At 36.5% G+C, this 23,117-nt stretch carries 21 protein-coding genes; 9 read left to right on the top strand and 12 right to left on the bottom strand.

Annotated features, from left to right (window positions below; translation table 11 throughout):
* Positions 1-2 precede the first annotated feature (2 nt).
* The 3 genes from gcvH to AC6EIY_RS07270 all read left to right on the top strand — a co-directional run bounded on the left by gcvH (position 3) and on the right by AC6EIY_RS07270 (position 3,780).
* A complete protein-coding gene (gene gcvH / locus AC6EIY_RS07280) occupies positions 3-389 on the top strand; it encodes a glycine cleavage system protein GcvH (RefSeq protein WP_498506283.1) in 387 nt (128 codons plus the stop codon).
* A 101-nt stretch (positions 390-490) separates the two neighbouring features.
* The gene (gene gcvP / locus AC6EIY_RS07275; protein WP_498506282.1) at positions 491-3,397 is read left to right on the top strand and encodes an aminomethyl-transferring glycine dehydrogenase; all 2,907 of its coding nucleotides are present in this window, start codon (positions 491-493) and stop codon (positions 3,395-3,397) included.
* A 122-nt stretch (positions 3,398-3,519) separates the two neighbouring features.
* On the top strand, positions 3,520-3,780 hold the full coding sequence (locus AC6EIY_RS07270; RefSeq protein WP_498506281.1) for a hypothetical protein: 261 nt from the start codon (positions 3,520-3,522) through the stop codon (positions 3,778-3,780).
* A gap of 3 nt (positions 3,781-3,783) precedes the next feature.
* On the opposite strand, the gene AC6EIY_RS07265 is transcribed toward AC6EIY_RS07270, so the two are convergent.
* The 7 genes from AC6EIY_RS07265 to rpmI all read right to left on the bottom strand — a co-directional run bounded on the left by AC6EIY_RS07265 (position 3,784) and on the right by rpmI (position 8,575).
* Positions 3,784-4,932, bottom strand: a complete 1,149-nt coding sequence (locus AC6EIY_RS07265) for a glycosyltransferase family 4 protein (protein ID WP_498506280.1) — start codon at positions 4,930-4,932, stop codon at positions 3,784-3,786.
* A gap of 36 nt (positions 4,933-4,968) precedes the next feature.
* Positions 4,969-6,162, bottom strand: a complete 1,194-nt coding sequence (locus tag AC6EIY_RS07260; RefSeq protein ID WP_498506279.1) for an NAD-dependent epimerase/dehydratase family protein — start codon at positions 6,160-6,162, stop codon at positions 4,969-4,971.
* Between the two features lie 56 nt (positions 6,163-6,218).
* Positions 6,219-6,386, bottom strand: a complete 168-nt coding sequence (locus tag AC6EIY_RS07255) for a high light inducible protein (RefSeq protein ID WP_498506278.1) — start codon at positions 6,384-6,386, stop codon at positions 6,219-6,221.
* 49 nt (positions 6,387-6,435) lie between these two features.
* Positions 6,436-7,242, bottom strand: a complete 807-nt coding sequence (locus tag AC6EIY_RS07250) for a thiazole synthase (RefSeq protein ID WP_498506277.1) — start codon at positions 7,240-7,242, stop codon at positions 6,436-6,438.
* 28 nt (positions 7,243-7,270) lie between these two features.
* Positions 7,271-7,828 carry a tetratricopeptide repeat protein gene (locus tag AC6EIY_RS07245; RefSeq protein ID WP_498506276.1) on the bottom strand — a complete coding sequence of 186 codons (558 nt, stop codon included), beginning with the start codon at positions 7,826-7,828 and terminating at the stop codon, positions 7,271-7,273.
* Positions 7,829-7,980: 152 nt separating this feature from the next.
* Positions 7,981-8,325 carry a 50S ribosomal protein L20 gene (gene rplT / locus AC6EIY_RS07240; protein WP_498506275.1) on the bottom strand — a complete coding sequence of 115 codons (345 nt, stop codon included), beginning with the start codon at positions 8,323-8,325 and terminating at the stop codon, positions 7,981-7,983.
* Between the two features lie 52 nt (positions 8,326-8,377).
* Positions 8,378-8,575, bottom strand: coding sequence for a 50S ribosomal protein L35 (gene rpmI, locus AC6EIY_RS07235; RefSeq protein WP_498461692.1), 198 nt, complete (start codon positions 8,573-8,575; stop codon positions 8,378-8,380).
* Between the two features lie 93 nt (positions 8,576-8,668).
* Here rpmI and AC6EIY_RS07230 point away from each other — a divergent pair, with 93 nt between their 5' ends.
* Together AC6EIY_RS07230 and AC6EIY_RS07225 are read left to right on the top strand one after the other, a co-directional pair.
* Complete coding sequence (locus AC6EIY_RS07230; protein WP_498506274.1) at positions 8,669-10,222, top strand: SpoIID/LytB domain-containing protein; 1,554 nt, start codon at positions 8,669-8,671, stop codon at positions 10,220-10,222.
* A 45-nt stretch (positions 10,223-10,267) separates the two neighbouring features.
* Complete coding sequence (locus tag AC6EIY_RS07225; protein WP_498506273.1) at positions 10,268-11,584, top strand: glycosyltransferase family 2 protein; 1,317 nt, start codon at positions 10,268-10,270, stop codon at positions 11,582-11,584.
* A gap of 13 nt (positions 11,585-11,597) precedes the next feature.
* On the opposite strand, the gene AC6EIY_RS07220 is transcribed toward AC6EIY_RS07225, so the two are convergent.
* The 4 genes from AC6EIY_RS07220 to tig all read right to left on the bottom strand — a co-directional run bounded on the left by AC6EIY_RS07220 (position 11,598) and on the right by tig (position 17,024).
* Positions 11,598-13,289: a DNA polymerase III subunit gamma/tau gene (locus AC6EIY_RS07220; protein ID WP_498506272.1), complete on the bottom strand. Its 1,692-nt coding sequence runs from the start codon at positions 13,287-13,289 to the stop codon at positions 11,598-11,600.
* Between the two features lie 154 nt (positions 13,290-13,443).
* Positions 13,444-14,802, bottom strand: coding sequence for an ATP-dependent Clp protease ATP-binding subunit ClpX (gene clpX, locus AC6EIY_RS07215; RefSeq protein ID WP_498506271.1), 1,359 nt, complete (start codon positions 14,800-14,802; stop codon positions 13,444-13,446).
* A 103-nt stretch (positions 14,803-14,905) separates the two neighbouring features.
* Positions 14,906-15,562: an ATP-dependent Clp endopeptidase proteolytic subunit ClpP gene (gene clpP, locus AC6EIY_RS07210; protein WP_498506270.1), complete on the bottom strand. Its 657-nt coding sequence runs from the start codon at positions 15,560-15,562 to the stop codon at positions 14,906-14,908.
* Positions 15,563-15,605: 43 nt separating this feature from the next.
* Positions 15,606-17,024, bottom strand: coding sequence for a trigger factor (tig, locus tag AC6EIY_RS07205; protein ID WP_498506269.1), 1,419 nt, complete (start codon positions 17,022-17,024; stop codon positions 15,606-15,608).
* Positions 17,025-17,176: 152 nt separating this feature from the next.
* Here tig and AC6EIY_RS07200 point away from each other — a divergent pair, with 152 nt between their 5' ends.
* The 3 genes from AC6EIY_RS07200 (at position 17,177) to AC6EIY_RS07190 (ending at position 21,135) form a co-directional block, all read left to right on the top strand.
* The gene (locus AC6EIY_RS07200) at positions 17,177-18,208 is read left to right on the top strand and encodes an aspartate-semialdehyde dehydrogenase (RefSeq protein WP_498506268.1); all 1,032 of its coding nucleotides are present in this window, start codon (positions 17,177-17,179) and stop codon (positions 18,206-18,208) included.
* Positions 18,205-19,113, top strand: a complete 909-nt coding sequence (gene dapA, locus AC6EIY_RS07195) for a 4-hydroxy-tetrahydrodipicolinate synthase (protein ID WP_498506267.1) — start codon at positions 18,205-18,207, stop codon at positions 19,111-19,113. Before AC6EIY_RS07200 ends, dapA begins: the two co-directional genes overlap by 4 nt.
* A 72-nt stretch (positions 19,114-19,185) precedes the next feature.
* Positions 19,186-21,135, top strand: a complete 1,950-nt coding sequence (locus AC6EIY_RS07190; RefSeq protein ID WP_498506266.1) for a ribonuclease J — start codon at positions 19,186-19,188, stop codon at positions 21,133-21,135.
* Positions 21,136-21,155: 20 nt separating this feature from the next.
* Here the strand turns inward: AC6EIY_RS07190 and tilS are convergent, their stop codons facing one another.
* Positions 21,156-22,136: a tRNA lysidine(34) synthetase TilS gene (tilS, locus tag AC6EIY_RS07185; protein WP_498508175.1), complete on the bottom strand. Its 981-nt coding sequence runs from the start codon at positions 22,134-22,136 to the stop codon at positions 21,156-21,158.
* 130 nt (positions 22,137-22,266) lie between these two features.
* Between tilS and AC6EIY_RS07180 the strand changes: the two genes are divergently transcribed.
* A complete protein-coding gene (locus tag AC6EIY_RS07180; protein WP_498506265.1) occupies positions 22,267-23,055 on the top strand; it encodes a DUF561 domain-containing protein in 789 nt (262 codons plus the stop codon).
* Positions 23,056-23,117 lie beyond the last annotated feature (62 nt).

The raw sequence follows: 23,117 nt of genomic DNA, 5'->3' as shown, positions 1-23,117 counted from the left end.
AAATGGCTTTTTCCTTCCCAAATCATTTTCGTTTTGCTGACAGTCATGAATATGCTTTTGCTGATGATGCTTTAGTTCGGATTGGTATCAGTGAATTTGCTGTAGATCAGTTAGGAGATATCGTTTTTGTTGATCTACCAGAAGAAGGCACTGCAATAGCTAAAGGAGAAAGCTTTGGCTCAGTTGAATCTGTAAAGGCTGTTGAAGATATGTATGCTCCAATAAGTGGGGAAATTATTCATAGAAACAATTCTGTTTTGGCAAGTCCAGAGGAACTTCAGAATGATCCACATGGCGAGGGGTGGTTATTAATAATTCGACCTGATAACCCTGATCAATTAAAAGAGCTAATGGATTCAGAAAGTTATGCAAAGAAAATTGGTGAATAAAATTTTACTGAATAATTTTTTCTTACAACAAATTGGGAAATTTTTCTCTACACTAGTCCTCTTTACAATAACTTGAATTGCTTGTGCTTGAGACCAAGCTCATGTCAAAAACAGAATTAAAGGATCCAACTTTTAAGTCTCGCCACATTGGTCCCTCTATTAAAGATGAAGCTTTAATGCTTCAACAGCTTGGTTTTCAAAATTCGGAAGAATTTATATCATCTGTAATTCCTAATGAAATCTTTGATTCAGAAGTTAATGGTGCTTCTATTCCAGATAGCTGTGACCAAAATGAAGCGTTAAAAGAAATCAATATAATTGCGAAGAAAAATGTTGAATATCGTTCGCTTATTGGCCTTGGTTATCATTCGACAGTCATACCTCCAGTAGTACAAAGAAATGTTCTGGAAAATCCAAATTGGTATACGGCTTATACTCCATATCAAGCAGAAATATCGCAAGGCAGATTAGAGGCTTTGTTCAATTTTCAGACTTTAATAAGTGAATTAACAGGTCTTCCCATATCAAATTCGTCTTTGCTTGATGAATCAACTGCAGCAGCTGAGGCAATAAGTTTGAGTTTAACTGTTAGGAAAAACAAAAAAGCTAATAAATTTTTAGTAGACCAAGAAGTTTTGCCTCAAACTTTTGATGTATTAAAAACTCGCTGTGAACCACTAGGAATTCGATTGGAAGTATTTGATAACAACAACTTTGAGATAGACAATAATGTCTTCGGAATACTTATTCAATTACCTGGAAAAAATGGTCGGATTTGGGATCCAACTTCAATAATTAATCAGGCACATAAATGTGATGCAATTGCAACTATTGCAATCGATCCATTGGCTCAAGTTTTGATTAAACCCATGGGAGAATTCGGTGCTGACATCGTCGTTGGAAGTGCTCAAAGATTCGGGGTTCCTATTGCATTTGGTGGACCACATGCAGCTTTTTTTGCAACAAAAGAAATATATAAAAGGCAAATACCAGGAAGAATAGTTGGTCAGTCAGTTGACCTAGAAGGCAATCAAGCTTTGAGGCTTGCCCTTCAAACGAGAGAACAACATATTCGAAGAGATAAAGCAACTAGTAACATTTGTACTGCTCAAGTTTTATTGGCTGTTCTTTCTTCTTTTTATGCAGTACATCATGGTCCAAATGGTCTTGAACAAATAGCAAAAAAGATTGTTAAATATAGATCATATTTTGAATCTATAATACGTAATCTTGAATATCCTTTAGATAGATATTCCAGGTTTGATAGTATAGATATTTACTGTCCAGAAGCATCAAAAGTTATTCAGATGGCTTCAGAAGAGGGATATAATCTTAGAGTACTTCCTATCGGATCAGATGTTATAAATGCCAAAGGCTTTGGTGTGACTTTTGATGAATTAACTTGTGATCAAGAAATTTATAAATTACATCAAATACTTGCAAAGGTTAAAGGAAAAAATATTAACGATTTATCTATATCAAGTAATGAAAATGAACTTTTAATAGATATTCCACTTCGCGAAAAACCTTGGCTTCAACAACCGGTATTTAATAAATACCAAAGCGAGACTGATTTAATGAGATATATACATTTTTTAGTTTCGAAAGATTTTTCTTTAGTTCAAGGAATGATTCCTCTTGGAAGTTGCACAATGAAATTGAATGCAGCGGCTGAACTTTTACCTATTGAATGGAACGAGTTCGCTTCTATTCACCCCTTTGCTCCTCAAGGTCAATTAATTGGTTTTCAGGAGATAATTAATGACCTTGAAGATTGGCTATCTGCTTTAACTGGCTTTAAGGGAGTTTCGCTTCAGCCCAATGCAGGTTCTCAAGGAGAATTTGCTGGTTTGCTTGTAATACGTTCATGGCACCAGTCTCTTGGAGAGGGGCATAGAAATATCTGCTTGATCCCAACAAGTGCACATGGCACCAATCCAGCAAGCGCAGTCATGTCTGGCTTTAAAGTTGTTTCTGTTAAATGTGACGAGTACGGTAATGTTGATTTAGAAGATTTAAGAAGTAAATCAAAGATATATTCAAATAACTTAGCTGCTTTGATGGTTACATATCCTTCAACTCATGGAGTATTTGAACCAAATATTCGTGAAATTTGCCAAATCATTCATCAAGAGGGAGGTCAAGTCTATTTGGATGGTGCCAATCTGAATGCTCAAGTAGGTATTTGCAGGCCTGGATCTTACGGCATAGATGTGTGCCATTTAAATCTTCATAAAACTTTTTCTATTCCTCATGGAGGAGGAGGCCCAGGAGTGGGTCCCATAGCTGTGGCAAGTCATTTGGTCCCTTATCTCCCTGGACATTCAATTGTTAAGTGTGGAGGTGAAAAGGCTATTTCAGCAGTCTCAGCCGCTCCATTTGGCAGTGCAGGAATATTGCCCATCAGTTGGATGTACATTCGGATGATGGGTAGAGATGGGTTACGCAAAGCAAGTTCAATAGCAATTCTCTCTGCTAATTATTTGGCAAAACGACTTGATCCTCATTATCCAGTCCTATTTAAGGATCCCAATGGTTTAGTAGCTCATGAATGCATATTAGATTTGAGACCTTTAAAGAGTCAGTTAGGAGTCGAGGTAGAAGATGTTGCGAAGAGATTGATGGATTATGGATTTCATGCTCCAACTATAAGTTGGCCTGTTGCTGGAACTTTGATGGTTGAACCAACAGAAAGTGAAAGTTTGATTGAACTAGATCGTTTTTGTGAAGCGATGATAGGAATACGAGAAGAAATCGAACAAATAAAATTAGGAAAGATTGATCCTATTAACAATCCTTTAAAACAATCTCCCCATACTTTAAAAACAGTCACATCTGATAATTGGGATAGACCGTATTCACGTAAAGAAGCAGCTTATCCATTGCCAGATCAAGAAAAATATAAGTTTTGGCCATCAGTTTCACGTATAAATAATGCTTATGGAGACAGAAATTTAATATGTAGTTGCCCTTCTGTTCAGGATTTAGAAAATATTAATTCTTTGTGAAGACTGGTTAAAACCTGTTTTATTAGTTAAATTTCAAGCGAAAACCAAATTATTGGCTTTTTGGGCTGTTTTGCAATTTTTTTATTAATTTTTGCCACGGCTTTAAATTACATGGGGACCAAATGAATAACAAGACATCTTTTGATCTTCCAGATCAAAAGAACAATAAGGATGACTTGTCCTTGCCCTCTTTTTCTAATTGCTTTGAGTCTGTTTTAAATAAAGGAGAACTTTTACAAGTTGCTGGAACAAATGTAGTTCGAGTTCCATTTGGGGTTCGTCAGCCAAAGAAACAAAGGCCAGCCAAACTTTCTACATGGGCAACTTTGGTATTACCTTTGCAATCATTTGATTCCCCAACTCCACCTCCTCATGCTGCTTGAAAACTAGGCAGCAAGCTTTGATTGTTTTTGATCTAGTACGCCTTCGTAATAACGTCTTAATTGTTTTGTAGCTCCTGACCAACCCCATCTTTCCGCTTCTGAACGAGCTGCTTTTCTCATTGCAGTACGTTCTACTTCGTTACCTAATAACTTTTGCGTAGCCTCAATTAAACTTAAAGCACCATCATCATCTCCATCAGGATTGTATAAACATCCATTTTTTCCATCTGAGATGATATCTGGGATTCCACCTTTATTTGCTCCTACTACTGGGCATCCAGCAGCCATTGCTTCTAAAAGAACTAATCCCAAAGTTTCTGTACTTGAAGGAAATAAAAAAGCATCTCCAGATGCATAAGCACTTGCTAATTCGTTACCACTTAGATATCCCACAAATGTAGTACGGGTTCCCTGGAAAAATTTTTCTAATTGTTGTCTATGTGGACCATCTCCAACAAGAGCTAGTCGGGTTCTTGGCAATGCCTCAAGTACAGGTCTTATTCTTTCAATTTGCTTTTCGGCTGAAAGTCTACCGACGTATATCAATAAAGATCCTTCATCACTAAAGTTTCCTAAAAGACGCTTTCTCATTTGTTCGTCTCTTAGTTCTGGTTTAAAAATGTCTGTATCAACTCCTCTTTGCCATAAAGCGGTATTTTGAATTCCTTTTTCTGAGAGCTCTTGCACCATTGCAGTGGAAGTACATAGATTTAGAGTTGCTTGATTATGAGCGGCTTTTAACAACTCCCATAAAAGCGGCTCTAACATCCCCATTCCATAGTGCTCTAAGTACTTAGGTAAATGAGTATGGTAACTGGCTACAAGTGGAATATTATTTGTTTTGGCTAACCAAATACCACCCAATCCAAGCACAGCAGGGTTAACGACATGAATTAGGTCGGGTTTAAAATTTTCTAATTCATCTGAAACACTTGGACCAGGCAACCCCAATTTGAGTTCTGGATAGAGGGGTAATGGCATCGCGGGGACACCTATAACTTTTGCACCCATGTAGCTGGATGGACAGCCTTCTGGACAAAAAATAGTAACCTCATCACCTGACTCAACTAAATTTTGAATTGTTTTAGTTAGACGCGTTACTATCCCATCAACTTTTGGTAGGAAAGTTTCTGTAAAAAAAGCTATTTTCACTGAGCGTGTCTGTTCAAGATTTTGTGTTAGTTAGATTTAGGATTTATTGATTGCTTTTGCTTGGGTTGATGTCCATGCAGATACACAAGGTATGCGTTTTAAATCGCATCTATTAGAGAATTTTTTCGCGACATTAACAACTTCTTCTAAAAGTCCATTGTCGAGAGTGGTGGGGTCTAATCCCAGCTCAATAAAACATCGATTATCAACTATTAAATCATTTTCTACTGCTTCGTTTCTTGGGTTTGGAAGATAATCAATTTTCGCTCCAGTGAGAGATGCTACTTTTTTTGCTAATTCCCCAACTTGGTGACTTTCAGTCATTTGGTTAAAAATTTTCACCCTTTCACCTTTTTCTGGAGGGTTCTCAAGTGCAAGCTGAACACATTTTACTGAATCTTGAATATGAATAAAAGCTCTTGTTTGTCCACCCGTACCATGAACTGTTAATGGATATCCAATGGCAGCCTGCATTAAAAATCGATTTAATACTGTCCCGTAATCTCCGTCATAGTCAAATCGATTAGTCAATCTTGGGTCACGGCTTGTGACATCAGTATTCGTTCCCCATACAATTCCCTGATGCAAATCAGTGATTCTGATCTGATCGTTTTTGTTGTAGTAAAGAAAAAGCAATTGATCAAGCGTTTTTGTCATGTGATAAACGCTTCCAGGACTGGCTGGATGTAAAATTTCCTCTTCAAATCGACTGCCATCTGGTTGGGGTACTTCCACTTTTAAGTAACCTTCAGGAATGGTTGCGCCTCTATGGGAGCCATAGCCATATACCCCCATTGTCCCAAGATGAACAATATGAATATCTAATTGAGATTCAACAATTGCGGCCAAGAGATTATGAGTACCATTGACGTTGTTATCAACTGTATATCTCTTCGTTGAGCTGCTTTTCATGGAATATGGTGCAGCTCGCTGTTCAGCAAAATGAATTATTGAATTAGGTTTTTCCTCGATCAAAAGATCTAAAAGCTTTTGATATTCAGAGGCAAGGTCTAAATGAATAAATTTAATAGGTCTTCCACCTATCTCAGACCAAGCTTTAATCCTTTCACCAATACTTGTTATTGGAGTTAAGGATTCAACTTCAAGGTCTATATCGATTTTTCGACGACTGAGATTATCCACGATGAATACATCATGACCCTTGTCAGCAAGATTTACTGCACAAGGCCATCCACAGAAGCCGTCACCACCAAGAACGAAAACTTTCACTCTAAACTCCTAAAGAAAGAGCAAATGCTCATTTTATTCAAGCTACTACAAGGGTTTCACTTGATTGTTAAAGAATATGCCATAAGCCCAATTACAAGGATAACTCCAGCAAGGGTAAAAAGCCAAGAACCTTTGTTGCCACTGCTTTCTTTTGTAAGGATTTCAATTCTAGGTTCATCCGCAAAAACGTTAAGCCTGCCTTGACTTTCCTTAGTGACTGCCATGTTTTTTTGTTTATTAACCTAAAACGTTACTAATTTTTAACGAATTACTCTAATTTTTTGAAATAACTCCATCTAATGGGGAACTTGGATAGGCAAGTTGGCTCTCTTGGAGTCTTCCAGATAGAAAAGCTTCTCTGCCAGCTTCAGTTGCCTTTGAGAAGGCTTGAGCCATTAATTCTGGGGCTTTTGCCAAAGCAATAGCACTATTGATTAGGACCCCATCAGCACCCATTTCCAACGCTTGAGCTGCTTCACTTGGTACTCCAATACCTGCATCAACAATAATTGGAATATTAGATTCTTCGATAATCATGGCAATGTTTGCTGCATTTTTTATGCCTTGAGCAGATCCAATAGGGGAACCAAGAGGCATAACAGTTGCACATCCAATTTCTTCAAGTTGCTTGGCAATTAATGGATCAGAATTGATATATGGAAGAACAGTAAATCCTTCTTTAACTAATTTTTCTGCCGCTTTTAAAGTTCCAATCGGGTCTGGTAATAAATATTTTTTGTCAGGAATAACCTCTAATTTGACAAAATTATTATTCTCCTGACCTGCTAACTTTGCTAATTCACGGCCCATTCTTGCCACTCGAATAGCTTCTTCAGCATTTGTGCATCCTGCAGTGTTTGGGAGCATCCATATACTTTTCCAGTCTATTGATTCCATTAATCCTTTATGTCCATTTTCTAGTCCTTGAATTCTTCTGACTGCAACAGTAACTATTTCACATTTTGTATTTATTAGGCTTTTTTGCATTACCTCCAAGGATGAGTATTTACCAGTTCCAATAAGCAGCCGACTATTGAATTCTTTATTTCCTATTTTGAGAAATTGATTAGTTTTTTGCATTGGTAAAATATAAAGAATTTAGACTTATTTAGAAACCTTTTTTATTCAATAATTGATCTTTATCTTTTCCAATTATACGTTCCAGTCTTTTAATTTGAGAGATTGCAGTTTTGTTTTTTGGATCTAGTTTTAAGACCTCTTGATAATTTTTATAAGCTTCATCTTCTTTTAATAAACGTTGATATGCAAAACCGAGATTATTAAGAGCAACTGGATATTCAGATTTTGCTGTCAATGCTTTTTTGTAGTGAATTACTGCTGATTTGAAGTCATTTTGAGCTGCAAGTGCAAATCCTAGTGCATTCTCTAAAAGTGCTTTAGCTTCTTTTGGTTCGCCGTCAAGTTTCTTTAGGGCTTGTTTTAAAGTTGATGTGGCTTGAGGATATAATCTTTTCTTTAATTGAACAGATGCTAACTCATACATTTTAGCTGAATCTTCTTTTGTATTTGAATCTTCTTTTTCTAATTTTATTAGCTTCAATTCATCTTTTCTTACTATAAATAGTTGCCTCCCTACTAAAATAGCAATAATTACTAAAAGCAAACAAAGTCCTATTAAATAAGTTTGAGGAAGATCAATAATCATAATCTAAAACTCAAATACAAATTTTGTTGATTTTATAGTAATTATTTATTATTAGCATATTCTTAATTTTTGGAATTTCTTCTGTATTCTTTTATCTTAATTAATCATTTCTACGGGGTTTGAAAAAGTAAAACAATACTCAAGCACATTTATCATTTTGCATTAGCAGCAATATTTGTGAATGTTTGAGGATCTGTTACAGCTAATTGAGCCAACATTTTTCTGTTAATTCTTACGTCTGCTTTCTTTAATCCACCCATAAATTTACTGTAACTTAGCCCATTTAATCTCGCAGCTGCATTGATTCTTGCAATCCAAAGTCTTCTGAAATCACGCTTTCTTCTTCTTCTGTCTCTATAAGCGTTACAAAGAGCTTTCATTACTCTTTGATTTGCAGTTCGGAATAGAGTTCCATTCCCTCCTCTAAAACCTCTGGCTAGACGAAGGATTTTGTTTCTACGTTTTCTAGCAACATTACCTCTTTTAACTCGTGCCATAATTAAAAATTAGAAATCAAAAAATTGAGCTAATAAACGTTCCTAAGAAGTCTTAAGCATAAGGAAGCATAAGGCTTACGTTGTCTGCATCACGTTCGTCTACGACTGCTTTTGTTTTAAGGTGCCTTTTTAATTTAGGGCTCTTATGGTCGAGTAAATGATTGTGAAATGCACGACGTCTCATGAACTTGCCAGTGCCTGTTGCTTTGAACCGCTTTGCAGCAGCTTTGCGGGTCTTGAGCTTTGGCATTGATAAAGGATTGTTAGTCTATAAGAATACGTCCTTGAGCTCACTTAAGCCAACCCAAAATTATAAAATTCTTGCTGGAAGGAGACTTTTGTTGTGATTAAAAGCTATTTACGGGCTAAAAAGCGTTTTTTTGTTTTTGGTTTGTTTCTCTTGATTGGGTTCCATCCTTTTTCTCAAGTTTCTATTGCGAACCCTCGCAAAGTTAAGTTTTTCGCAACTCATCAGGTGCCACCAGATACACCTTTAATAAGTTCAGAAAAAAATGTACTGCTTGTTGGAATTAAGCCATACATGGGAAAGGAAATCATGAATGACAATTTTTCGCCAGTTTTAAACCTTATAAGTAACGGTAGAAACTTGATTTTGAAAGATGCGAATGGAGTAGTTCGAAAAGCTAAAGAAATCAACATTGGTTGGCGAGCAAAACAATTACTAAATCCACAAGTGTTTGCTCGAAATAAAATTGGCCCCTTCTCAAGTTTTGAGTCTGCTGAAAGGTTGGCAAATGATTTAAAAGACAAAGGTATTGAATCAGTTATTGCTCATCCGTTGGATTGGGAGGTTTGGGTCTCAGATGAGATCAAGATTCCACGAACTATTAAGTCGACTTATCAGAAAATAAAAGTTTCAAAGATTGTTTTTCCTTATTTAGATGGAAGTAGTGGAAAAATTGCCCTCAAGGGTCCTATCTCTTTGCAAGCCCCTGATGGGTTGCACTGGGGGAAGGGGATATATTTGGGTCCGTTCTCAATCCAGCCAGATGCATATGGAACTTGGACATTAGTTGAACATGTACCTATCGAGAGATATTTAAATGGAGTAGTTCCTCACGAAATAGGCGCCAGCTCTCCTGAAGAAGCACTTGCAGCGCAGGCAATATTAGCTAGAACATGGGCCTTCGCTAATAGTCATAGATTCAAAGTTGATGGATACAATCTCTGCAGCGATACGCAATGTCAGGTTTATAAGAATCCAATTAAGGCCGATAAAAAAATTAAAAAAGCTATTAAAAAAACTACTGGTAAAATTCTCACTTGGAATCAAAAGCCAATAAATACTGTTTATCACGCAACAAATGGAGGGGTAATGGCTTCTGTCGACGAAGCATGGTCAATTAATCAAGTTCCATACTTGAAAATGCGCTTGGATGGACCAAAGCATTGGACTCGGACGGTTAATTTACCTCTATCAAATGAGAAATACCTGAGATCATTTTTGTTTTCAAAGTCAGAGGCTTTTGGTTCTGATCATCCACTTTTTAGATGGGAGAGAACGCTAGACGCCTCTAAAATAGCTAAACAGCTAAATCAAGCTCAAAAAGTTAGAACCACTTTTTATCCAAGAAAAATTAAGGTTGTAAGCCGAGGAAGTAGTGGTCGAGTTACTTCGTTGAAAATTGACGGAAATACTGGCTCAGAAACTTTTCTTAAACTTGATGACATTCGTGGTGTTTTAAAACAATTACCAAGCACGTTATTTGTTGTTAAAGAAATTAAAGAAGGTAAATGGCTTTTTTCTGGTGGAGGTTTTGGCCATGGAGCAGGAATGTCTCAGTCTGGGGCTATAGATTTAGCAAAAAATGGATGGACTACCAAGCAAATTCTTTCTCATTATTATCCAAATACTAAATATGGATTTTTGCCTTAGTGATGAAAGACTCTTAGAGTCATTAGTTGATAAAAGTACTACTCCATGGCTTTAGCCAAAATCAGTGGAGAAAACCGACGCACTAAATCAATATTGTTTTTGATTTGCTGCGCTTTGGTAGGAATTTTTCCTCATTTGCTCGAGCCTAGCAATAATTTATTCCCTTCAATTACTTTGGCTGTCTTGCTGGGTGGCTATGGTTTAAGGGTCGTTTTACGAGAGAGTAGGCAAAATTATCAATTACAAAAAGAGTATCTAATCAATAATGAAACTTTTTTTGAAACTCTTCCTAAAGTTGATGTGTTAGTGGCAGCCCGCGATGAGGAAAATGTAATAGAGCGATTAGTTTCAAGACTTTTGTCAATTGAATATCCAGAGGATAAGCTTTCTCTGTGGATCATTGATGATGGGAGTCAAGATCGTACGCCTTATTTATTAAAAAAATTACGTACAACTTTCTCTAGGATTAATGTGTTAAGTCGTCCATTAATGAGTGGTGGCGGTAAATCAGGTGCCTTGAATTCTGTATTGACTAAAACTGATGGAGAATGGTTATTTATTCTTGATGCTGATGCACAATTACAGAACAATGTATTACTTAGGGCAATAGCCCTTGCTTTGAATGGTGGATGGTCTGGTGTGCAGTTGAGAAAATCAGTCGTGAATTGTGAGTTAAATCAAATTGCTGTGTATCAAGCAATGGAGATGGCCATGGATGCTGTTATTCAACGAGGCAGACTTGCTTGTGGTGGGGTTTCGGAGTTAAGAGGTAATGGTCAATTAATCAATAGAAAAGTTCTTGAATCATGTGGCGGATTTAATGAACAAACTATCACTGATGATTTAGATCTAAGTTTTCGGTTTTTATTAACTCGATCACCAATCGTAATCATGTGGGATCCACCTATTCAAGAGGAAGCAGTGGAATCCTTGTCGGCTTTATTTCGACAAAGAAAAAGGTGGGCTGAAGGCGGCTTACAAAGGTTTTTTGATTATTGGACCTTGTTGTTCTCCAAACGATTATCCAACCTTAAAAAAATAGATTTATCTTGTTTTTTCTTATTGCAATATGTCTTACCAGTCGTATCATTTATAGATTGTCTTGTATCAATTATTTTATTTGAAATGCCACTATATTGGCCTTTATCTATTGTTGCATTTGGTATTTCTAGTATAGCCTATTGGAAAGGATGTTCTCAAAAAAGTGAAGGTCCAAACTTACCATCTCCTAACTTTATTAATATACTTGGTGCAACAATTTACCTTGCACATTGGTTTATTGTCATACCATTTATAGTCATTAAAATGTCATTATTTCGTAAAACATTAATTTGGGAAAAAACCGATCATATTGGATCTTAATTAAATTATTTAATCATTCAAGATTTACAATTTCTCCATTAAAAAAATCTGCAAATTGCTTCGCTTTTTGATCAATAGAATTTGTCTGTAAATTAGTTTTTGATTCTACTTTCTCTTCTTTTAAATTATTTTTATCTCGATTTTTATCAATTTTAAATTGATTTCTTGGCTCTAATTTTTGTACAATTTTTTCTTCTTTTTTATTATTAGATAGACTATCTTTTTGTTGTATTAAAAGAACTTTGGTTGATGATCCTGTTGCTTTATAAAAAGCATCTTCAATAAGATTTTTACGACTTTGAATCATATTTATCCATTTTTCTGAGATTGCTACTTCAGCAGAATCTGAATTTAAATTTATTAATTTAGCTTGTTGTGAAAGTAGCATTTTTGTTGAAGGCAGCTCAAGCATAGCTATAACTTTTTCCCAGATTTGATCAAGATTTATTTCTTTAATGGGTTTCGATTCATTTTGAATAGATTTTTCCTCAATTTTTTCTTTTTTGTTAATTGAAGCTATATGCTCTGATGTATTTTTTTCAGGATCAGAATTTTTTGAGAGAGTTTCTCCTCTAATGGATTCTTTGATTCTTTTAAATTTTTTGAAATCTTCTCCTGAAAGCATTCCAAGTAAATGAATTTCTAACCACAATCTAGGCTGATTACTATTTCTAATATGGTTTTCTGAGCCTTTTAATTTAGACTGTAGGCTTAGTATTTGATCAAGATTAATAGACTTTGCTAGGTTATTTAAACCTTCTCTATTCTCTTGAGAAATTTCACATAAATCAGTTGGTTTATTTGCGACTTTTGTGACAACTAAGTCTCTTAATATAGATGCTATTCCTTGTAAAATTGCAATTGGCTCTTTCCCTGTATTAATTAGACGATTGCAAATATTTAAAATAGAATTAGGATCTTTCTTTATTAACGATTTAGCTAATATTAGTAATTCTTCTTCTGGTACAGCCCCTATAAGATTAATGATATTTGATTGAGTTATTGGTGGAGAAAGCAAGCTGACTTGATCAAGTAAGCTTTCTGCATCTCTTAATCCTCCTTGGGAATGCTTCGCAATTAAGGAGATCGCCTCTTCGTTGATTACTATTTTTTCTTTTTTAGCAATGCTGGTTAAATGACTTTCTAAATCACCCAGACCTATTCTTCGAAAATCAAAGCGCATACATCTACTTAGAATTGTAGGTAAAACGCGTTGGGGATCTGTTGTCGCAAGAATAAAGACTACTTGTCGAGGAGGTTCCTCTAATGTTTTTAGAAGTGCATTAAAAGCCGCAGTTGAAAGCATATGACATTCATCTATTACATAGACTTTCCAGCGAGCTTTTGCAGGAGCAAATCTAGACCTTTCTATTAGTTCACGAATATTTTCAACACCCGTATTAGATGCTGCATCAATTTCAATTACATCCAGAGCATTCCCAGAATTAATTCCTGTGCATAGGTCACATTTTCCGCATGGGTCGGTTGTAGCTTTTTCACTTTTTAAGCAATTCAAAGATTTAGCGAAAATTCTTGCACTGGATGTTTTACCTGTTCCTCTAGGCCCAGAGAATATATAGGCAGGGGCTATACGGTTGGTGATTAATGCTTGTTTTAGTGTGGCTGTGATGGGATCTTGGCCCACAAGCTCGTCAAAGCTTGTGGGCCTATATTTATGATGTAACGGTTCGTAAGTATTTATCATTTGTACTTACAGATAAATATGAATTTGATATTCATTTTTTTGATCATATTCTAAGTTGATAATTATTGCTGAAATACTTGACTAACTTTATTTTTGAAAAATTTTCTAATTGCTCTAATTAAATTTTATAAAGTTATTTGAAAAGCTTATTTCTCTAAGCAGTTTCCTTAACAATTCTTTTTTCGTTTGATAAAAGAGGCACTACCTTTCCGCCTGTAATTTCATCGACCATTTTTTTTGTTACATTAAAGTTTTTGATCTTAGTTTGAGATGGAAGACTATACATCAGTTCTAGCATAATTTCTTCAACAATTCCTCGTAAAGCTCTAGCTCCAGTTTTTCTTTTGTAAGCTTCTTGAGCAATTGCCTCAACAGCCTCTTCATCAAATGAAAGTTCTACATTATCCATACTTAATAAAGTCCTAAATTGTTTTATTAAGGCATCTCTAGGTTCTGTCAATATAGATTTAAGAGCTTTAGCATTTAATGGTTCCAATATTGCAGTGACAGGCATTCTCCCAATAAATTCGGGAATTAGACCATATTTCACTAAATCGTCAGGCTCAAGGTCATTAATGAAATCTGCACCAATTCGTTCTCGATTGGTTTTGCTTCTAGCTCGACTTTCGTTTGGTATGAAACCAATTGAATTTCTTCCAAGTCTTTTTTGTACTACATCTTCTAAACCAACAAATGCCCCGCCACAGATAAAGAGTATTTGGCTTGTATCGATTTGAATAGAATCACCGTAAGGATGCTTTCGTCCCCCTTGCGGTGGGACGTTAGCCGTCGTGCCCTCGAGCATTTTCAAAAGGGCTTGCTGGACGCCCTCTCCCGAGACATCTCTGGTAATCGAAGGGTTTTCACTTTTTCTAGCAATTTTGTCAATTTCATCGATATAAATAATTCCTCTTTGTGCTAAGTCCACATCCATGTCTGCTTTTTGCAAGAGTCGTAAGAGAATGTTCTCTACATCTTCACCAACATATCCAGCCTCAGTAAGAGTTGTTGCATCAGCGACAGCAAATGGAACATCAAGCATTTCAGCTAGAGTTTGAGCAAGTAATGTTTTGCCGCATCCAGTTGGTCCGATTAATAAAATATTGGATTTTTGTAATTTCGTTGCTGTTAGATCAGTCTCGCCAGAACCGTCTCCTTTCCACGCAAGTCTTTTGTAGTGATTGTAGACAGCAACTGACAGGATTTTTTTTGCAGGTTCTTGCCCAACCACCTGATCATCTAAAAATTTTTTAATTTCAATTGGTTTTGGTATGGACGCCAAAGTTGGAGCAGGCTTGGTTGTGGTTGATGTGGAAGCTTTTGCTTTACGGCTTTGTTCATGTCCACTTCTTTGATGATTTGGATTATCAATCAGTTCTTCATCTAAAATTTCGTTACATAAGTCGATACATTCGTCGCATATGTAGACTCCTGGACCAGCAATGAGTTTCCTCACTTGATCTTGGGCTTTGCCACAAAAGGAGCATTTAAGATGGGCCTCAAACTTTGCCATCGAGCTCTAAAAAAACAGGTTGGATGGACCGATCATTAATTTTATTCAGTCTCAGTTAATAGGATCATTGAGGATTGATGCCTTGTCAGCTTTCCTTAATGATTCATATGGAGTTGAGATTTGAAACCACTTTGTCGATCAGGCCATATTCAACCGCTTCTTGAGGAGAAAGAAAGTGGTCTCGATCAGTGTCTTCTGAAATCTTTTCAATATTTTGCCCAGTATGCTCGGCTAAAAGTGAATTAAGAGTTTCTTTTAAGTAGAGAATTTCTTTGGCTTGAATTTCAATTTCAACAGCTTGACCTTGAGCTCCACCAAGAGGTTGATGAATCATTATTCTGGAATTTGGTAATGCAAGTCTTTTACCTTTAGTCCCTCCAGAGAGAAGAAAAGCTCCCATGCTTGCCGCAAGGCCATAACAAATTGTTATGACATCAGGACTTACTTGCTGCATGGTGTCATAGATGGCTAGTCCAGCAGTTACTGATCCCCCTGGAGAGTTTATATACAATTGAATATCTTTTTCTGGATCATCAGCTTCTAAAAAAAGCATTTGAGCCACTAATGCATCAGCAACTTGATCATTAACATCGGTACCTAGAAAGATGATTCTTTCACGCAGTAATCGAGAATAAATATCAAATGCTCGATCACCTTGACCTGATTGTTCAATTACTGTCGGTAGTACCCCCGGTCCTGAGAATAGACAAGAGTTATTCCAGAAATTATTAATGGGATGATTTTGTCTTGCTTCAATCAACTTAGAACTTTCGTATTCAACACTGTTAATCTATGCGTAGAAACTAGGATTTGGGTGTTTTAGAACTTTTCTTTTCTTTATTGGTTTTTGTTGTTACCTTTTTGGGACTTTTCGCCTCGCTTTGATCCTTTGCCTTTCTAGGCGCTTTTTCTAGAATCGTATTATTCTCCTCAAGCCAAGCAAATAACTTTTCTTGCAACAAATCATCAGAAATAGCATCTTTAAGACGATTCTCGTCGATATTTTTTTCATTTGATAGTTTCATATCAGCTTGTACTTCTTTCAGCTTTGTATTGATTTCTTTTTGTGAGACCTCAATTTTTTCCGACTTGGCTAAAGCATTTAAAGCGAATTTTTGACGAAGTTTTTTTTCTGCTTCCCCTTTTGAAGACTCCATTAACGATTTAACAAGTTCTGGAGTAAACATTGATTTGACATCAATTCCTTGTTGAGCGAAATTTTGAGCTGTTTGTTCAACAATTACACGAACCTCTTGATCAATAAGACTTTTTGGTAACTCCACTTCAAGTTCTTTAACTAAAGCATCAAGCAGTGAGTCCTGACGATTTTTTGTTTGTTTTCTATCAGTATCCTCTTTGAGTCTCTTTTCAAGATCTGCGCGTAAGTCAGTCATATTTTCTTTGTCACTAGCTTGTTTGGCAAAATCGTCATTAAGTTCAGGTAATTCTTTAATTTTTAAATCTTCTAGATTGACTTTGAATTCAGCCTTTCTGCCTTTTGCATCTTCTTGATGATAATCCTTGGGAAATTCACACTTTAATGTTTTTTCATCATTTATGTTCATTCCTATTACCCCTTCAATGAAGCCAGGAATCATTCGGCCTTCTTCAAGTTCTATTTCTATTGAATCCGCGCTTCCTCCTTGAATTTCGCTCCCATCATCCGTGAAATTCCCTTTAAAACTTACCAGAGCAATATCTCCTTTTTTCGCGGGTCGACCACTTATTGGGACCTTGGTCGCAAGTTGCAATCTAGATTGCTCAATCAGTTCATCAACTTTTTTTGGATCAAAGATTAGAGTTTCTACTTCAGCAGTTAGACCTGAAGATTTTTTTAAAGTTGGTATTGGGGCAATATCAGTTTCAAGTTTTAATTTAAGAATTTTTTCAGGGTTGAAATTTTCCAAAATTGTTTCAAAACCATTTTCCAACTCTGGCTCACATAAAGGTTCAATACCTTCTTGATCTAGAGCTTCTGTCCATACTTTTTGCAAAAGTGATTCTAAAGCAGAGGCTTGTATTCTTTTTACTCCAAGCTGCTGGATTACGACTGCTTTTGGGACTTTACCTTTGCGAAACCCTGGGATTGAAATAGACCTGCTGAGTTTACTTAAAGCTTCGTTGTAACTATTTTTGCATCGATCTGCGGGCACCTCAACCTCAACAGCAATTCTGCTATTGGGTTTTGAACTGGTTGATACTTTTAATTTGGCAGCACTCATTGAAACGGAATTCTCAAATTTGGTTAGCGTAAGAAAGCGTTAATTCACTTCCAAAGCTATTGTGGCCTAAAAAGTATCTAAAAATTTGTTATTTGTTGATTTTTCCAATAAGAAAAAATTTTTGTTAAACCTTTCTATTCTCTTCATCAAGTTTGAACCCACAGTTTCTTCTCCCAAATAGACCTCTCACAGTTGCCATCCTGGGATCGAGTGGGGCTGTAGGTAAGGAATTATTGGCTTTGCTTGAAGAAAGGTCTTTCCCAATTCATAAATTAATTTTATTGGCTTCTCATCGCTCTGCTGGTGAGCTTCAGAACTTTTGTGGAAAGACATTAAGAGTGCAAGAAACAACTCAAGAGAGCTTTCAAAATGTGGATTTAGTTCTAGCTTCGGCTGGTGGTTCAGTATCCCGTAAGTGGAAAGATGCAATAAAAAGTTCTGGAGGCTTGATGATTGATAATTCAAGTGCGTTTCGAATGGATGAAAATGTTCCTTTGGTTGTGCCTGAAGTCAATCCCAATGCTGTAAGTAAGCACAAAGGTGTAATTGCTAATCCTAATTGCACAACTATTTTATTAGCATTGGTTCTAGCTCCATTGCATAAGCATATTCCTATTAAGAGAATTGTTGTCTCAACTTATCAATCGGCCAGTGGTGCAGGTGCAATGGCCATGGAAGAATTGGAAAAATTAAGTCAAGAAGTTTTAAATGGAGGAACACCAAAAAGCAAAATTCTTCCTTATTCCTTGGCATTTAATCTTTTTTTGCACAACTCACCCCTGCAATCAAATAACTATTGCGAGGAAGAAATGAAAATGGTTAATGAAACTCGAAAGATTCTTGGAGTCCCAGAACTTGCTTTGACCGCAACGTGTGTAAGAGTTCCTGTTTTACGAGCGCATTCTGAAGCAGTCAATATTGAATTTGAAAAGCCTTTCCCAGTAAAAGAAGCTTATGAGATTTTGGAATTTGCTCCTGGAGTTGAGATTCTTGAGGATTTTGATAAAAATCGTTTTCCTATGCCAGAAGATGTAACGGGTAGAGATTCAATATCAGTTGGTCGTGTAAGGAAGGACATTAGTAATCCAAATGGCTTGGAACTATGGTTATGTGGAGACCAGATACGAAAAGGAGCTGCACTTAATGCAATACAAATTGCTGAACTTTTATTGCCTAAATCATGAGTCAGTCAGCCTTACTATCACCAGCTCCTTTTGGAAGGATGTTAACCGCAATGGTTACCCCCTTTGATGAAAATGGGAAAGTCGATTATGGTCTAGCCGCTGATTTGGCACTTTATTTAGTAAACCAAGGTTCAGATGGCATTGTTGTATGCGGAACGACTGGAGAATCGCCCACTTTAACTTGGCAAGAACAAAAAAAGATGCTTGAAACAGTAAGAAATTCTTTAGGCTCAAAAGCTAAAGTTTTGGCTGGTACGGGTAGTAATTCTACCTCTGAGGCAATTGAAGCCACCAAAGAAGCAGCCAATTCAGGCGCTGATGGGGCATTAGTTGTTGTTCCCTATTACAACAAACCACCGCAAGAAGGATTAGAAATTCATTTTCGCTCTATAGCGAACGCCGCACCGGAGTTACCTTTAATGCTGTATAACATTCCTGGACGGACAGGTTGTTCGATATCGCCTAGTATTGTAAGTAAGCTTATGGATTGCAGTAATGTAGTCAGTTTCAAAGCTGCAAGCGGAACAACAGACGAAGTGACTCAATTAAGAAACTATTGCGGATCAAATTTAGCTATTTATAGCGGTGATGATGCTTTGGTTTTACCAATGCTTGCAGTAGGAGCAGTAGGTGTGGTTAGTGTGGCAAGTCATCTTGTTGGTCTTAATTTAAAGAAAATGATAGAGAGTTTTTTTGAAGGTAAATATGATCAATCACTTTATTTGCATGAGACATTACAACCTCTTTTTAAATCACTTTTTGCAACCACAAATCCTATTCCTGTTAAAGCGGCTCTTCAACTCATTGGTTGGTCTGTTGGACCTCCTCGAAGTCCTCTAGTCTCTTTAAACAGTGAAATGAAAGAAGAACTCTTGAAGATACTCTCTTCTATGAGATTGATTTGATCTATTTCCTCGTTTTCGAGTGGATACAACTTTCATTTAGGTATCAACCAAGTTTTTTACATAAATTTTTCCATGACATTAAGTTCAATGAATTCTCAAGGCTCAAAAAATAATCAATCTAAATCTCCTTGTTTGAGGATTATTCCTCTAGGTGGCCTCGGAGAAATTGGAAAAAATACCTGCGTATTTGAATATGGTGATGACATCATGATTCTTGATGCTGGTCTGGCTTTCCCAACCGACGGGATGCATGGAGTAAATGTTGTGATGCCAGACACCACTTATTTACGTGAAAATCAAAGTCGAATCAGAGGTTTAGTAGTTACCCATGGACATGAAGATCATATTGGTGGGATTTCTCATCATTTAAAGAACTTTAATATTCCAATTGTTTATGGTCCTCCCCTTGCTATGTCTATGCTCAGGGGGAAGATGGAGGAAGCGGGAGTTGCTGATCGGACAACAATTCAGGTATGCGGCCCAAGAGAAGTTATCAAAGTCGGACAACATTTTTCAGTTGAATTTGTAAGAAATACACATTCAATTTCCGATAGTTATTCCTTCGGCGTAACTACTCCAGTGGGCGTAATATTTTTTACTGGTGATTTCAAGTTCGACCATACGCCACCTGATGGACAGCCCTCAGATTTAGCCAGAATGGCTCACTATGGAGATAAGGGTGTTCTTTGCCTTTTATCTGATTCAACTAACTCTGAAGTTACAGGATTCACACCCTCTGAATATTCTGTTTTTCCAAATTTAGATAGATATATTGCTACTGCTGAAGGCAGAGTCATGGTCACTACATTTGCTAGTTCAACTCATCGCGTGGCTATGCTTTTAGAGTTGGCGATGAAAAACGGTAGAAAAGTTGGCTTGTTAGGCCGTTCAATGCTGAATGTGGTTGGGAAAGCAAGAGAGCTTGGATATATGCGTTTCCCTGATGATTTGTTTTTCCCAATTAAACAGATTAGAGATTTGCCTGATAGAGAGACGTTTTTATTGATGACAGGTAGTCAAGGAGAATCAATGGCCGCTTTGAGTCGTATCTCTAGGGGAGAGCATCAACATGTTCAATTGAAAACCAGTGATACTGTAATTTTTTCTGCTAGTCCGATCCCTGGAAATACTATTTCCGTGATGCATACGATTGATAAATTAATTAAATTGGGTGCAAAAGTTATTTATGGGAAAGATAAAGGTATTCATGTATCTGGCCATGGATGTCAAGAAGATCAAAAATGGATGCTTGGATTAATTAGACCTAAATACTTTATTCCTGTGCATGGAGAGTACAGAATGCAAGTTCTTCATGGAAAAACTGCTGTATCAATGGGGGTTCACCCAGATAATGTTTTAGTTATGGAAAATGGGGACGTAGCTGAATTAAGGCCAGATTCTCTTGTTCAAGGGTCACCAGTTAAATCAGGAGTGGAATTACTCGATTCTTCTAGAACAGGGGTAGTTGATACCCGCGTCTTAAAAGAACGTCAGCAACTGGCTGATGACGGAGTTATTACGGTTCTTACTCCTATAAGCACTGATGGCGTAATGGTTGCACCTCCGAGGGTAAATCTGAGAGGTGTTATTACTAATGTTGATGCTAAAACAATGGTCAATTGGACTGAAAGAGAAATTAATTGGGTCTTGGAAAATAGATGGAAACAGCTTGTTCTTAAGACAGGAGGTAAGTCGATTGAGGTTGATTGGATTGGTTTGCAAAGAGAAGTTGAATCAGGTTTATCTCGTCGATTAAGAAGGGAGGTTCAGGCTGAGCCATTAATTCTTTGCCTTGTTCAGCCTGCTCCTGGTGGAACTCGTGCATATAAGCCTCAACTTGATCAACAGCCAGACTCACGACAAGTAGTCAAGAAAAATGCAGATACAGTGGTTAAGCAGAGAAATGTACCAGTAACAAATCAAGATAAAAATGGAACTACGGAACAAAAAACAAATAGTGAAAAAAATACAGAGGAAATGCCATCTGGAAGAACAAGACGTCGAAGATCTGCAATTAGTTGATAACAGAGTATTTGTTTCTCTCAATTAGTCTTATTTGATATGTAAATAACTTGTTTGTTCCATCGTATTTGGAAGTCTCCATGAAGATGAATTGTTCCAGGGGGATTGTTGTGAGATATTTTGGTATTTATTTCTTCGATTTGTAAAGTTGTCACTCTTTTTACTCCTAATCTTTTTAACCAATTAGTAAGTATTATTTTTCTAATAGATGGTGTAAACTTTATTAGTTTTTTTCTGGATAGAGAATTGATTTTTTCTTCTTGGCAAAAATCTATTACTATTTTTGCTAATGATTGTTGGTCGTTTGTATAACTTTCCAGTCTATTAGCTAACGATGCTATTCTTGAATCTGCGCCTTTATAGATTGAATTTAAAATTGGTAAGATTTCTTTTCTAATTTTATTTCTTGTCAAATTAATATTTTCATTTGAAGGATCTATCCAGATTGGCAAATTAAACTCTTTGCAAATTTCGAGTGTTTCGTTCCTATTAAATACCAATAGAGGGCGGATTAAATCTATATTATTCTCTAAAGTTCTTTTTTCTCTAAGGGTGCTAAGACCAATCAAATTAGTTCCTCTGGCTAAGTTCATAATTATTGTTTCTGCTCGATCAGTAGCTGTATGACCAGTTAATATTTTTGTGTATGGGAAATTAATATTTTTTGACGATAACACTTTAGCTTTCATTACCAGTTTTTTATACCTCCAATCTCTTGCCTTTTGTTCATTAACTACTTCTTCTTTATTTGCTTTATTAGAGTGAAATGATATTTGCTTATTAATACACCAAAGCTTTAGTTCTTTTTCTATTTTTTCGGATTCGTTGTGCCATTGATGATCTCCATGCCAGACTTCGACTTGCCATTTATATAGTCTTTTTAAATCAACAATTAATTTAAGAAGGGCCATAGAATCTTGACCACCAGATATTGCTAAAAGAAGTGTGGATTTAATCGGAAGCAGAGATTGATTTTGTTTTAACCTTTTATGTAAACGCATATGCCATTTACTCCATGAGTGGTCATTTTTAGTAGATGGTGACATTTGCTTTGGTTTCAGAGCTCTATTCGTCTTTTTTAAGTTCTTTTGCTGAGTCAGTGTCACAATCAGGTTAATAGCTGATGTTTTTATGACACGCCTGCAGACATTGCCACTTTCACTTCAAAAGAGTATTCAAAATAGATCTTTATTAAAAGTAATTGCTGGTTTAAATAATTTTAATCCAGAATCAGTATCTCTAATTTCTAGAGCTGCAGGTCTTGGGGGTGCAGATTTACTGGATATTGCTTGTGAGCCAAAATTAGTAGATCTGGCTGTGAATGCATCGAAAATTCCTGTATGTGTAAGTTCGGTGGAACCAAAACTTTTCCCTCAAGCTGTTCAGGCAGGAGCATCAATCATAGAGATTGGGAATTTCGACTCTTTTTATCCAGATGGACGTTTTTTCTCGGCGGAGGAAGTCCTCTCATTAGCTGTGGAATCTCGTAGGCTTTTACCTGAGGTTGTTTTGTCAGTCACTGTTCCTCATATATTGCCTTTAGATAGTCAAGCTCAATTAGCTGTAGATCTTGTCGATAATGGGGTCGACTTAATTCAGACGGAGGGAGGGACTAGCTCTCATCCTCTTAGTGCTGGAACTTTAGGATTAATAGAAAAAGCTTCACCTACGTTGGCTGGAACTTTTGCTATCTCCACTGCTTTAAAAGAGAGTCATCATGATGTGCCTGTTATTTGCGCGTCTGGACTTTCTGAAGTGACTGTTCCAATGGCTATATCAGTTGGTGCTAGTGGGGTTGGCATTGGTTCAGCTGTTAATAAATTGAAGACTGAATTAGCTATGATTGCTACTGTCAAAGGTCTTCGTCAGGCTTTAGATTCTGTAAAACTTATTTCCACAATTAATCAATCAATTTTATAAGGTAATGGAAATCCTTTTTTGATCAAAATGATAAGAATATGGAATTAATAAATTTTGTTTTT

It is taken from the genome of Prochlorococcus sp. MIT2304 (assembly GCF_059772405.1).
The sequence above is the reverse complement of the archived record's forward strand: the minus strand, read 5'-3'. Positions and strand labels throughout refer to the sequence as shown.